This window comes from Pseudoalteromonas sp. S554 (genome assembly GCF_005930865.1).
Classification (GTDB): domain Bacteria; phylum Pseudomonadota; class Gammaproteobacteria; order Enterobacterales; family Alteromonadaceae; genus Pseudoalteromonas; species Pseudoalteromonas marina.
The window spans coordinates 1-13,364 of record NZ_PNDV01000093.1; the positions used below are offsets into that span (position 1 = coordinate 1).

Genomic DNA, 13,364 nt, shown 5'->3' on the forward strand with positions numbered 1-13,364 from the left:
GAGTCCCGTCCACTCCGCCACTTGTTATTTCCTCAATAACAAGGTTTTAAAGATTAATTTTCTTATCATCAAATCATTTATAAATTTTATAGTCACCGATACTTATCAAACTATTAAATAAAAATTAATAAATAATCACTTTTATTTATTTTTTGTATCTTAAATAATACTTTTAAATATAAACATGTATTTGCCTTAAATAGGCTTATAACGCCACTGTTGATGCTATTTTTCGTTATCAGATAAAATCCTCTATTTAATTTTTTTACCGCCAAAAATTTCCTCAGAGCTAATTAAGTTGTTTTATACCAATCCGCAATAATACTTAATCATTTCGCGGGGCTAAACGTGTCGGTACCTGCGTTAAAAAATTCTCATTTAGAACAATTAAATAGTGAATTTTTTACCTAGCTATTAACACGTTTTCCCAGCCTCAAAATAGCTCATTTAATTAAGCGAGTTGGTATTAGTTTATTTATAAAAATGAGTAAGTACTTTTAGCTAACGCAGTAATCAAATCAATAAGTATGCCTCTTTACTTTGTAGGCTTATAATAAAACCTTAGTTTATAAGGATATTTTATGATTGAAGTTATTGGTTTAAATAAGCAATTTTCCAACAATGTAGTTTTTAAAAATTATAACCAGGTTTTTTCAGATCAAAAACTCTGCATAGAAGCACCTAATGGCCACGGTAAAACCACCTTACTTATGATGCTAGCAGGACTTGATAAACCGCAAAGTGGCTCACTTTTGTTTGCGGGGAGGGAGTTGAATGAGCCCACAAAAACAGTGGCCATAGCCAGTGACCGTATTACGTTACCTGATTTTTTAACAGCCCATCAAATTATTGACTTGTCTGTTAGTGCTATCGACTGCCCGTGGCCACATGAGCTGGTTAAAGGGTTTAGCTTTACAGCATTTTTAAATACGCGTTTTGATGCTTTGTCCTCGGGTAACCAAAAAAAGTGTCAGCTAATTTTAGCGCTAATGCGAAAGTCACCGTATTTGCTACTTGATGAGCCAAGTGCTGCACTTGATCAAACAAGCATTGAGCACCTTTTACAATTACTCGATGTGTATTTAAATGATAAGCCTAATGGGCAAATTATTATTACTTGCCATGAGCCGGCTGTATTTATTGAGCATGGCTTTAAGTGTGTTTCGCTATGAGTTTCGCGAGCGTGAAAGGTAAGCTTGAGCAGTATCGTGCATTTATGAGTTATCGGTACCTAGCATACACGTTTGAGCTTAAGCAGCTGCTACTGCAGTTAAAAAGCTTTGGTTTGATATTTTTAGTGGTGTTGGGTTCATCTATTTTAGGCTTGGTGTTGTTGCTCTTTTTGGGCCTAGGGAAAATTATAGATAGTACAGATGCACCTGCATATGGTGCCCAAATAGCCTTGTTTTATTTGTTATTGCAAAGTGTGATGTTAAGCGCGATTAAGTCGGCAATTAAAAATAGCAAGCAACGGCTATTTCAACACACAATAGCTTGTCCTAGCTGGCTGAACATAGCAGATATTAAATTATTACTTATTAGTAATGGCTGGCTTATAGCGAGTCTGTTGATAGCGCTTGATTTAACCTGGGCTCAGTGGATAAAAGTACCGCATTTTTTTGTTTTTATGTTTATACAGTTAGGTTTAGGCATTGTTTGTTTATACAAACCTAGCGCGCTCGTGTATGGATTTACTTTAACTACTTTATTTTTGTTTACTCCTGTTGAGTTATCGCCGCTAATTTATCATTTGGGTTTTGCAATTATCTTTCTTTTAAGCGCATTTATACCTGTCATTAATATAAATGGAATGATGAGTGTTCGGTCTTTATTTAGCTTTTGGTTTTGTTACTTCATAAACCATAGTTGGACATTAGTATGGCGTATATCGTTGCTTTTGTGTGTATTTATGGCATCGGCTGAGTTATTAGAAAAGCGGCCAGATCTTGTGACTATAATAGACGGTGTGGCAGTTGCTTTTATTGTTCTTTTTAGCAGCTCATTACAGTTTGATTGCACTAAAGTTTATGAACAATATCGGTTGTTTTTTAAAATGAATCAAAAGGCACGAGCGTTTTATATTGGCCAGTTTATGCCCAGTATGCTTTTGCTTTTAGCAGCCTTTATAGCCTATAGCATTATGTTTGAGAGATTAAACAGCACTTTGCTAAGCGTGGGGTTTGTGTGGTGTTTATTGCAGGTTTATTTTGCACAAAAAAAACCAGCGCATTATGCGCTGGTTTGGGTTCTTTCTAACATTGGGTTGCTTGCTTTACTAAACTAGTTAAGCGGCATCCACTTTTGTAATAACGCTATCACGCGCTGCTTTACCTGCAAGCAAATCAGCAGGGTCAAAATCGTCTACGTTAATTACGTCTAAACGAGCTTGCTCTACAGCAGCTAGCTTATCGGCCTCGGCTTGGCTTAAAATACCTGCTTCAAGCCCCATTTGCGCCACTTTATCAAGTTGGAAAAACGGTAGTTTCACACCTTTCTCTTTACATACTCTTTCAAATAACGGCTCAACTTCAAGTACGTCTTTAAGCGTTTGCTCCTGACGACCTACAAGATTAAGAGGCTCATTTGTTAAGTATACATAACTAGCTAAACGGTTACGTGTTTCGCTAGGAACTTGTAAGATTTGAGCTAGTTTATGCTCTAACTTATCTGTCGGTTTACGTACCGGGCGACCAAACGGGAACAATAACACTTTTAATACGCCACGAAGTGGTGCAGAAGGCATATTGTTAATTAAATCAGCAAGCGCACGTTGACAGTGGTAAAGGTGATCCTGACAGCTCCATTGAACAAGCGCAAAATCTTCTTTTTTACGGCCTTCGTCGTTATAACGCTTAAGCGTTGCAGATACTAAGTAAAGGTAGCTAAGTAAGTCACCTAAACGTGCAGAAATACGCTCTTTACGTTTAAGAGAGCCGCCAAATACAGCCATGCTAATATCTGACATAAGTGCTAAAGAAGCACTAAAGCGCGACGCTATACGGTAAAACTCAGCTGTTTCGTCATGGTAAGGCACACTTGTAAAGCGAGCACCTGTAAGGGCTAGCCATTTAGTACGCACTAGGTTTGACATAGTAAAGCCTATATGACCCATTAGCGCTTTATCAAATACGTTAAGCGCTTCTTCGCGGTCTTCAATTTCGCACGCACCTAGCTCGGTTAGTACAAACGGATGACAGCGAATCGCACCCTGGCCGTAAATGATCATATTACGGGTCAGGATGTTTGCACCTTCAACGGTTATGGCAATAGGTGCACCTTGATAGCCACGACCTAAATAGTTATTTGGACCAAGCATGATCCCTTTACCGCCAAGAACGTCCATTGCATGGATTGTTGCATCGCGCATTTGTTCGGTTAAGTGATATTTAATAATCGCTGATACAACAGATGGTTTTTCACCTAAGTCAACCGCACCAGTCGACATACTTACTGCAGCATCTGAGCTGTATGCGTAACCGGCAAGTTTAGCCATTGATTCTTCAACACCTTCCATTTTACCAATCGGTAAACGGAATTGACGACGAATACGGCTGTATGCACCCGTAGCGGTTGCAATCATTTTAATGCCACCGGCAGAATTTGACGGCAAAGTAATTGCACGGCCTACCGATAAACACTCAACTAGCATTCGCCAGCCTTGGCCAGCCATATCTGGCCCACCAATAATGTAATCAAGAGGTACAAAAATGTCTTTACCGCAAGTAGGACCATTTTGGAATGGTACGTTAAGCGGGAAGTGACGACGACCAATTTCTACTCCAGGAGTATCTGTTGGGATCAATGCACAGGTAATACCTGGCTCTTTTACATCACTTAATAAGCCATCTGGATCTTGTAATTTAAATGCAAGACCAAGTACCGTTGCCACGGGCGCAAGCGTGATATAGCGCTTGTTCCACGTTAGGCTTATACCTACAACTTCTTCACCGTTCCATTGTCCTTTACATACAACACCGTAATCAGGGATTGAACTTGCGTCAGAGCCAGCTTCTGGTGATGTTAATGCAAAACATGGAATTTCTTGGCCGCTAGCTAAGCGCGGTAAGTAATGGTCTTTTTGCTCTTTTGTACCATAGTGTTGTAATAATTCACCTGGACCTAACGAGTTTGGAACACCAACAATTGACGAAAGTAATGTTGATTTACTCGTTAGTTTTTGAAGTACACAAGACTGAGCAAACGCAGAAAACTCTAAACCGCCGTATTCTTTTTTAATGATCATGGCAAAGAATTTATTGTCTTTAAGGTATTGCCATACATCTTGCGGTAAATCAGTTAGCTCGTGTGTTGCTTCCCAATCATCTAGCATGCTACATACTACTTCAACAGGGCCATCTATAAAGGCTTGCTCTTCAATAGTAAGTTTAGGCACAGGGTATTGGTGTAGCTTTTTCCAATCAGGGTTACCGCAAAATAAATCAGCTTCCCACCAAGTTGTACCCGCATCGATGGCTGACTTTTCAGTGTCAGACATGCTCGGTGTTACTTTTTTGAATACCGTAAAGATAGGTTTGATGATGTATTGCTGGCGAATACCAGTAACTGAAAGAGGCACTGCGATGATCAAAAAGATCAACCAGCTAATTAAACCAAAAGCACCTGCGAAGGTACCGATTAATAATGTTGCAGAAGAAACACCAAGTGCTGTGTTCCAACTCGCTCTGTGGTAAATCGCAGTGCACAGCAGCACGATTAAACCGAGTGTAAATATGAGTGTCATTTTAATTCCTTAATAGAGGTCAGACCACCTCATTTAGAGTAGCGCTAGTCAGCTTAAGTTTCAAGTAAATTAGCGTGTAAAATTATAGTAAAAAGTCAGAAGTTTTGCTTTACAAAATACCTTTTAAGGGTACGGATAGTGCTTTTTGCCATACACATTATGTTTTTTATTAACTCAGAGCGTTAAAAATTTATAATTCAGGTAGCCATAATGATTTTTTTAAGTAAATATGCAACTAATTTAGAAAATTTTTTTTGTAAAGTGTACTGCTATTCATCCGTACTTTTTAAGGGCTTTTTTATAAATGTGTGAATTACTTGGTATGTCTGCCAATGTGCCTACTGATATATGTTTCAGTTTTGCAGGGCTATTAGAGCGTGGTGGTAATACGGGGCCACACAAAGATGGATGGGGCATTACGTTTTATGAGGGAAAAGGGTGTCGAACTTTTAAAGACCCAGAACCAAGCTACCAATCAGAAATTGCTAAGCTTGTTAAAGCCTATCCTATAAAAAGTGTGTCGGTTATTAGCCATATACGTCAAGGTAATCGCGGGCGAGTATGCCTTGAAAATACCCACCCGTTTACGCGTGAGCTGTGGGGGCGAGAAATAACCTATGCACACAATGGGCAGCTTTCAAACTATCACGATTTAAAACCCGAATATTATCGTCCAGTGGGTAATACTGACAGTGAACTCGCTTTTTGTTGGTTGCTTGATAAAATTCGTGAAAAATACCCTAAACGACCTTCTAATATGGCGTCTGTTTTTAGATACGCTGCCAAGCTTTCTCACACGCTGCGTGAAAAGGGCGTATTTAATATGTTGTTGACCGATGGCGTATTTGTTTTAGCGTACTGCACAAATAACTTACATTACATAACGCGCCGTGCGCCTTTTGGTAAAGCTACATTAATTGATGCCGATATGGTTGTTGATTTTCAAAAAGAGACAACCCCAAACGATGTGGTAACTGTCATTGCAACAAGGCCGCTTACTAACGATGAGCGTTGGCAAAAAATGGAGCCAGGAGAGTTTTCGTTATTTAAAATGGGTGAGCTTATATAGTTCACCCATTTTGCAAATAAATCGTTAGCTAGTTCGCTTGAAGGTTTTTAGTGTGCTCAGCTGTTGCGGTTGGGGCGGTCACAGTAAACGAGTTCATTTGAACTTCAAACTGCTCAGTCCCTTTTTCACCTTTCCACATGCGCACAAGCATGTAATCCATTTCAGGTGCAAACCAAGCGAGGGCTTGTCGCTTGTCGGTATCGTATAAACGTTTTACTTTAATTGCCTCTATGTTACCTATAGGCAAAGAAATCATCTCTGTGCCTACCACTTCAAAGTTATAATCCCGACGGTTACCTTTTTTATCAACAAGCGGAAACGAGAAGTTGGTTTCGCCTTTTTTTAACCCTTCACGAACCTGAACTTGATACGAAATGGCATCTTGAAAATCATCAGTCCACTCGCATTTTAGCGGGTACTCACTGTTACTGCTGGTAACAATTTCATTCTCTTTGTCAAAATCAATTTTATAGTTTTTATCAGGACCTGTTCCTTTACGTACCATTGAATAATGATCAGGAGAAACCTTACCGTCTTTAAACGTAAATTGAGAGGTTTCTTTACGCGAGTCAGAAAAAATCATCCACTCAATGTCACTGTGGTAGGTTAATTCATAATTTTCATCATCAAGCTTTTTAAGAGAACGAACTGCCGTTCCGTGATTGCTGCCTTTACGCAAAATATCATACTTGGCTTCGTATTGAGTCAATTCGCCTGCAATAAGGCTTGTTGGAAGTAAAGCGCCCGCACATAGCATTAGGGCGCTTATTTTTTTATTGTGGGTAGTGCGCGCCGTGTGCAGGAAGTTGTTTTTTGTCAAGAACCGCATAATCTTCTTCCATAGTAAGTCTTTGTTCACTGAACCATTTGACCACCAAAGGATAAATTATATGCTCTTGTTCGTGCACGCGTTTTGCTAATGTGTCTGCTGTATCATCCTTGAGTACAGGTATTTGCGCTTGAAGAATGACCGGACCACCGTCTAATTCTTCAGTTACAAAGTGAACACTTACGCCATGAACATCGTCTTTTGCATCAATTGCTCTTTGGTGGGTATTCAGCCCCTGGTACTTAGGCAACAAAGATGGATGAATGTTCAACATTTTTCCAATATATTTTTGCACTAAGCTAGGTGTAAGAATACGCATAAACCCAGCTAATACAACTAGATTTGGTTCAAAAGAGTCAATAACGTTCATTAACTGCGCGTCGTAGGCCTCGCGCGAGTCAAAATCTTTATGACTGAGTACTTGCGTTGCAATGCCTGCATTTTTAGCACGTTCTAGGCCATATGCGTCTGCTTTATTGCTAATAACAGCCGCAATATGTCCGTTTATCTCGCCACGTTCACAGGCATCAATGATGGCTTGTAAATTAGAGCCACTGCCTGAAATTAAAACTACTAGACGAGTAGATGCCATTACTTAGCACCACCTACGATGTCTACTTGCTCTTCGCCTGGTGCCGCATCTTGGATTTCGCCAAGGTGCCAAGCGTTTTCACCTAAATCTTTAAGCATAGTTAAGCTTTGCTCAAGTTTATCGGCAGGAACAACCAAAACCATGCCTACACCACAGTTAAATGTGCGGTACATCTCATGCGTAGTAATGTTACCGTTTTCTTGTAACCAGTTAAAAACACTTGGCCACTTCCAGCTATCGCCTTTAACCACAGCTTTAGCTGATGCAGGTAATACGCGTGGAATATTTTCCCAAAAGCCACCGCCAGTAATGTGCGAAAGGGCATGCACGTCAACGTGCTTAAATAACTCAAGTAAAGGTTTAACGTAAATACGTGTAGGCTCTAATAAATGCTCGCCTAATGTTTTACCATCAATTACTTGATTGGTGTCGGCGTTAGATACCTCAAGTACTTTACGAATTAAAGAAAAACCATTTGAGTGTGGGCCACTAGAGGCAAGGGCAATAAGCTGATCGCCTGCAGCTACTTTAGTACCATCAATGATTTTTGATTTTTCAACCACACCGGTACAAAAGCCTGCCATGTCGTAGTCTTCACCATCATACATACCTGGCATTTCTGCTGTTTCGCCACCAATTAGGGCACAACCTGAAATTTCACACCCTTTACCAATACCTGTTACTACGTCGGCTGCTGTGTCTATGTCTAGTTTACCCGTTGCGTAGTAATCTAGAAAAAACAGGGGTTCAGCACCTTGAACAATTAAATCGTTTACACACATAGCTACTAGGTCAATACCTACGGTATCGTGCTTTTTAAGGTCAATTGCCATACGCAATTTAGTACCCACGCCATCAGTACCCGCTACTAATACAGGTTGTTTATAACCTTCAGGAATTTCGCAAAGTGCGCCAAAACCACCAATTCCGCCCATCACTTCAGGACGACGGGTTTTTTTAACTACGCCTTTAATACGCTCAACAAGTGCATTACCAGCGTCGATATCTACGCCCGCGTCTTTATAGCTAAGAGACTGTTTTTGTTCGCTCACAGGTTTTCCTCAAAATAGTTGTTTTGGGTTGCTTAGAAACGCGCGTATTTTACAACAATTGCATCTGCGCGGCTAGCGTAAATATAGGTTTGAAATAATTAACAAGGACACTTGTCCGCTGTTTGTTGTTTAAATAAACTAAAAAAACGCCCGTTGGCGCTTTTTTAGTATTAAAAGCGTTAAATTAACCGCTATGCTTTGGCGGTTAGTATCGCTCTAAGTGGAGCAGGGTAGCCTTCAATGGTTTTACTGGTGTCGGTTGGGTCTAAAAAATCAACTAACGATTCGTTTTCCATCCAATCGGTTTTGCGTTGTTCATCAAGCGTGGTCATTGCGCAATCTTTTATTTGCACATCTTTAAAGCCAACGCGCTCCATCCACAGTTTTAATGCAGCAGTACTTGGAATAAACCACACATTGCGCATTTTTGCGTAGCGGTCGGTAGGCACGAGTACTGTATTTTCGTCGCCTTCAATAACTAAGGTTTCAAGCACTAACTCGCCGCCCGGGCGAAGCTGCGCTTTTAACTGCGCTAAAAAATCAATTGGTGAACGACGATGATAAAGCACCCCCATTGAAAATACCGTATCAAAGGCTTTAAGCTCTGGAAGGGCTTCTACACCTAATGGTAATAAATGCACGTTTTCGTCGGGGTTGAAGTGTTTAATTGCCTGAAACTGGCACAAAAATAAGTCAGAAGGATCAATACCCACTACAAACTCGGCGCCTTCTCCGCGCATGCGCCATAAATGATAGCCAGAGCCACAACCAATATCTAACACTGTACGGCCTTTTAATGGCTCAATATGTGGAAGGAGGCGATCCCATTTCCAATCACTGCGCCATTCGGTGTTTATTTCAATACCGTGCACACTGAATGGGCCTTTTCGCCAAGGCATCATGCGCTTTAATAAGTGTGTAGTTTGCTTTTGTTGGCCTTCACTCATTTCCCCTTTTGCGCCAATTTCTACTTTAGTGGCTATATCAACGTGAGTTGTGTTTATTTCAGGCAAATTTTTAAGCACTTTTTGCCATTGTGGTAAATCACCATGGCTTGCCTCTAACTGCCAATGTTTTAATTGGGCAGGTAGCGTTTCTAGCCAGTGGCTAAGTGGGCTTTGTGCAATTGCAGCGTAAAATTGGTTAAACCATTGAGACATAAATTACTCTTTTTATTTAATTGCTACCATTGAGCAAAAATTAAAACATTGATACCACACTTGTGTTTGGCTAAAGCCAATATCACTTAACCTATTAATATGTGTGCTGAGTGTATCGGGGCGCATAACGTTTTCTATTGCTGTGCGCTTTTGGCTTATTTCAAGCTCAGAGTAGCCATTATGACGCTTAAAATCATGATGCAAATCGATCAGTAAATTATCGCACTGCTCGTTTTCGGCTTTAATTTTTTCACTAAGTAGTAATACACCACCGGGCTTTAAGTTAGCGTAAATTTTTTCAAGCACAGCTTGGCGCTGTGCATGGGGTATAAACTGCAGTGTAAAGTTCATTGCTACAACCGATGCGTTTTGAATTTCAAGCTCGTTAATATCGCCAAGGGTAACAGTAACCGGCACGTCCGATTTAAACCCTTGTAAATGCATTTTACAACGCTCAACCATGGCTTGTGAGTTATCTACTGCAATAATGTTGCAATTATCGGTGCGAATATTACGGCGCATGCTCAGCGTAACCGCGCCCAATGAGCAGCCTAGGTCATACAAGTTAGAATTACTTTGAGCGTATTGGCCCGCTAATTTACCCATAGTGCTTACAATGGTGGCATAACCAGGCACTGATCGCTGAATCATATCAGGGAATACTTCAACCACATTTTGGTCAAAGCTGAAATCTTTTACTTGTTGCTCAGAGGCGTAAATACTGTCTTTTATGGTCACGAAGGCAGTCTCTTTAAAAATAATAAGGTTATTTTAACATTTTATGCTGGATAGTCAGTGATAAATTCAGTAGGTTGGCTAGAATTATGAATAATAAGTACAAAAGAGAACGTTAAATGAGCAAAAGTAAAGTTATTAGCACCGACGATATACTAGCAACGCTTTGTCACTCTGTGACAGGGGTACTTTCATCAGCAAGCGGTAACGAAATAAGTTACTCGGCCATGGTTCAAAAAATAACACGCACCTGCATGCGACCAGACATTGGTTGCTTTGTATTGTTTGATGGCGGCTTTACAGGGCTTGTTGTAACCAACTTTACATCGCAGGCTGCAATGGAAATCTACGGCGACTACATGCGCAACATGGGTATGCCAGAAGAAGAAATTGCACATAGTCACTTGTCAGACGATGTTTCAAACGTAATGGGCGAGTTAATGAACCAAATAGTAGGTGACTTTACTTCTAAGGTTCGCGAGCAATTACATACCTCTATTACGCAAAATCAGCCAAAAATGATGGCGATCAATAAACAAGTGCAAATTTCGGTAGATACCACAATGGATCGCCCACAAGCACGACGTGTTACTTTTACTACACGTAATCAAAATATTTTTTACCTAGAACTGGCAATGGATAAAACAGAGTTTATTAAACTACACGATTTTGACATTATTGAAGCCATTGACCCTGACGACATTATTGAAAACGAAGCAAAGCAAAAAGCTGAAAAAGCGCAGGCTAAAAAAGAGCCCGTGCAAGATGATGCCGATGACGACTTTATGGCTGAGTTAGGGCTTTAACACCCAAAGTTGTCAGTTTAAAGCTTTCAGAATTGAAAAAGTATTAATAATAAAAGCGCGATTTAGTTCGCGTTTTTATTGTGTTGGGAATAAACAGCTAATTATGAAAGTCACATTTATCTCTAAAACGGTATTTGGTGCTGTTGGTAACCAGCTCTTTTGTATTAGCTGCTCTTTCCAGCAAGTCATTGAAATACTTTTCGTTCGAGACTTTATTTCTTGGTGAAACAATATAATTCCCCTGTAATTCTAAAAGAAACTTTATTGAGCTTTCTAGAGTGATTGATTTTTCAGCATTTTCGATATAGTTTTTATATATATTTTCAACTTCCTCTAACTGCTTTTTTGACGCCTCAAGCATTCTCTTTTGTTGAGCTAAATATTCAGAACCGAAGTTCGGATAATAGGTTTTTAGTTTCATGTACAGTATATTATGCTGGTTATATATTTCAGTGAGGTTGTCCATTGATTCTGAAAACAGAGATTTAATATTCATTTTTTCCTCTACTAACTTTATCCTTTCCTCATGTGCTCTAGATGCTTTTGCATTGGAGAGCATTTTAAAGCTTAGATAGACAGCAAAGACACTGATGATTAAAAAAAGTAATGGTTGTATTTTAATCATAAACTCTAGAAAAAGGCCTAAATCTCTTAAAATCATTTTTAATCCCTTAAATTGTTAAGTAAAGCAAGCAGATCACTTACTTTTATGGATAAACTTGTTTATATTTTCGCTGACCGCTGACCGCTGACCGCTGACCGCTGACCGCTGACCGCTGCTCAATACGGATTCTCTCCCATCGCCACCACTACACAAAAAATGCGTAAATCTAACTCTAGCTGGTGGTATTGTGGCTCCATGTGGCAACACAGCTTATAAAAGCTTTTGTTGTGGTCTTTTTCTTTAAAATGGGCGAGTTCGTGCACAACCAACGCTTTTAATAATGGCTCGGGGGCGCGCAGTAAATCGCTATTTATGGCTAAATCGTGTTTACGGGTTTTACCTTGCATACGGTAGGTGTGTGTACCCAATGCGTTTGTTACCATGTCGCCTTGTTTTTTAAACGCCGCGCGACCAAACGGTGGCGCATTTTTTAAATACTGTTTTTTTAAATCAGTGGCGTAGCTGTAAAGTAACTTATCGCTGGTAATAGTATGTGCATCTGGGTATTTTTTAAGTAAGTAGTCACATACCTTATTGTTACTAATAAGACTTAATACTTGCTCAACAATATTTGCAGGGTAGCCTGTAAAGTAACGGGCGTATTCACTCATTTTTATGTCTCTATATTTTTGTTTTAATTTTTAAAACAGGGCGTGCTGCTGCGCTTCTTTTTCGCCGCTGAACGGGTTGAGTACAAGGTGATTATACCCAAGGTCTTTACAAAATTGACGTGCAAGTAGTGGCGACTCACGATTATCGGCAGTATGAAAAAACACATAAGGGGATTTACCCTCATCAAGCCATTGTTTTACTTTACTCAGCCACGGTTTATAAAAGGCTTGATAGTCGTTTTGTAAATCAGCGATTACAAATCGGGCCATAGGTTGCGAGCCAGTAGCAATAGCGTGTACAGGTAAGTGAGGCTTTTTTTGTTGGGCGTCTATTAGCGCTTCGGTGGTTGGCTTTACTGCAAAAAGCGCCCGTGTATCCATTGAAATACGATTTATGTTATTTGCTATTAATAGTTGATTGAGTGCTACTTCGGCTTCACCCTTTTTGAAAAATTCAATATGACGAACCTCTACACCGTAAGTAAGCTCTTTGGGGAGCAAGCTAATAAATTGCGCCAGTTTGGGTAAATCGTTCGGGCCAAATGCTTTGGGTAGTTGCAGCATTATTTGCCCTGTTTTTTCAAGTAAAGGGGCAAATAATGTAAGCCAGTCGGTAAGCTCTGTTTGTACGTTGCTAAGCGCTAGCTCATGGCTAAAACGGCGATGAAATTTAAAGGTAAACTTAAAATTGTCAGGTACGCTTTGTGCCCAGCGCAAAACAGTACTAGGTGATGGGTCGGCGTAAAAGCTGGTGTTACCTTCTACCGAATTAAAATGCTGTGCGTATTGGCTTAGCATGTCGGCGTTTTTACATTGGCTTGAAAATAAATTGCCTTTCCATGCACTGCTAGACCACTGAGGGCATCCAATATATAACATAAGAAATAGCTGATAAATTACATCGTGGCGCCAGTGTAGCAAATACCAACAGCGCCTGCTTTAAATTAACACCAACACACCAAACACGCCTAGCATCTTCAACCTACTTGGGTATAATGCAGGGCTTAATTTGAATATTTTTAGATTGCTTACGGCTTTATTTGAAGTGTGGTAGCTCTTTTTTAAATTATGCGCCTATAAAAACAAATAATTTTTACCGTTGAAG

General features: G+C 39.9%; 13 protein-coding genes. 4 read left to right on the plus strand and 9 right to left on the minus strand.

What is annotated here, in order from left to right; translation table 11 throughout:
- Nucleotides 1–581 precede the first annotated feature (581 nt).
- The gene (locus tag CWB65_RS17245; protein ID WP_138741084.1) at nt 582–1,172 is read left to right on the plus strand and encodes an ABC transporter ATP-binding protein; all 591 of its coding nucleotides are present in this window, start codon (nt 582–584) and stop codon (nt 1,170–1,172) included.
- Complete coding sequence (locus tag CWB65_RS17250) at nt 1,169–2,284, plus strand: DUF6136 family protein (protein ID WP_138741085.1); 1,116 nt, start codon at nt 1,169–1,171, stop codon at nt 2,282–2,284. The genes CWB65_RS17245 and CWB65_RS17250 overlap by 4 nt, the downstream gene beginning before the upstream one ends.
- Here CWB65_RS17250 and fadE read toward each other — a convergent pair whose 3' ends face one another.
- Nucleotides 2,285–4,741, minus strand: coding sequence for an acyl-CoA dehydrogenase FadE (gene fadE / locus CWB65_RS17255; RefSeq protein WP_138741086.1), 2,457 nt, complete (start codon nt 4,739–4,741; stop codon nt 2,285–2,287). It lies immediately after the preceding gene.
- A gap of 304 nt (nt 4,742–5,045) precedes the next feature.
- On the opposite strand from fadE, the gene CWB65_RS17260 reads away from it, so the two are divergent.
- The gene (locus CWB65_RS17260) at nt 5,046–5,810 is read left to right on the plus strand and encodes a class II glutamine amidotransferase (protein ID WP_008132190.1); all 765 of its coding nucleotides are present in this window, start codon (nt 5,046–5,048) and stop codon (nt 5,808–5,810) included.
- Between the two features lie 28 nt (nt 5,811–5,838).
- Here CWB65_RS17260 and CWB65_RS17265 read toward each other — a convergent pair whose 3' ends face one another.
- From CWB65_RS17265 to cmoA, 5 genes are all read right to left on the minus strand, one after another.
- Nucleotides 5,839–6,567: a DUF3108 domain-containing protein gene (locus tag CWB65_RS17265; protein ID WP_039038063.1), complete on the minus strand. Its 729-nt coding sequence runs from the start codon at nt 6,565–6,567 to the stop codon at nt 5,839–5,841.
- Nucleotides 6,568–6,583: 16 nt separating this feature from the next.
- Nucleotides 6,584–7,231: a phosphoribosylglycinamide formyltransferase gene (gene purN, locus CWB65_RS17270; RefSeq protein ID WP_138741087.1), complete on the minus strand. Its 648-nt coding sequence runs from the start codon at nt 7,229–7,231 to the stop codon at nt 6,584–6,586.
- Nucleotides 7,231–8,283, minus strand: a complete 1,053-nt coding sequence (gene purM, locus CWB65_RS17275; RefSeq protein WP_138741088.1) for a phosphoribosylformylglycinamidine cyclo-ligase — start codon at nt 8,281–8,283, stop codon at nt 7,231–7,233. The genes purN and purM overlap by 1 nt, the downstream gene beginning before the upstream one ends.
- Nucleotides 8,284–8,474: 191 nt before the next feature.
- Nucleotides 8,475–9,443 (minus strand): tRNA 5-methoxyuridine(34)/uridine 5-oxyacetic acid(34) synthase CmoB, encoded by a 969-nt coding sequence (cmoB, locus tag CWB65_RS17280; RefSeq protein ID WP_039038061.1) that lies wholly within the window; start codon nt 9,441–9,443, stop codon nt 8,475–8,477.
- Between the two features lie 12 nt (nt 9,444–9,455).
- Nucleotides 9,456–10,181, minus strand: coding sequence for a carboxy-S-adenosyl-L-methionine synthase CmoA (cmoA, locus tag CWB65_RS17285; protein ID WP_138741089.1), 726 nt, complete (start codon nt 10,179–10,181; stop codon nt 9,456–9,458).
- A gap of 116 nt (nt 10,182–10,297) precedes the next feature.
- On the opposite strand from cmoA, the gene CWB65_RS17290 reads away from it, so the two are divergent.
- The gene (locus CWB65_RS17290) at nt 10,298–10,984 is read left to right on the plus strand and encodes a DUF3334 family protein (protein WP_006794039.1); all 687 of its coding nucleotides are present in this window, start codon (nt 10,298–10,300) and stop codon (nt 10,982–10,984) included.
- Between the two features lie 97 nt (nt 10,985–11,081).
- Here CWB65_RS17290 and CWB65_RS17295 read toward each other — a convergent pair whose 3' ends face one another.
- The 3 genes from CWB65_RS17295 to CWB65_RS17305 all read right to left on the minus strand — a co-directional run bounded on the left by CWB65_RS17295 (nt 11,082) and on the right by CWB65_RS17305 (nt 13,138).
- Nucleotides 11,082–11,645, minus strand: coding sequence for a hypothetical protein (locus CWB65_RS17295; protein ID WP_138741090.1), 564 nt, complete (start codon nt 11,643–11,645; stop codon nt 11,082–11,084).
- A gap of 119 nt (nt 11,646–11,764) precedes the next feature.
- Complete coding sequence (locus CWB65_RS17300; protein ID WP_138741091.1) at nt 11,765–12,259, minus strand: M48 metallopeptidase family protein; 495 nt, start codon at nt 12,257–12,259, stop codon at nt 11,765–11,767.
- Nucleotides 12,260–12,289: 30 nt separating this feature from the next.
- Nucleotides 12,290–13,138 carry a DUF72 domain-containing protein gene (locus tag CWB65_RS17305; RefSeq protein WP_138741092.1) on the minus strand — a complete coding sequence of 283 codons (849 nt, stop codon included), beginning with the start codon at nt 13,136–13,138 and terminating at the stop codon, nt 12,290–12,292.
- Nucleotides 13,139–13,364 lie beyond the last annotated feature (226 nt).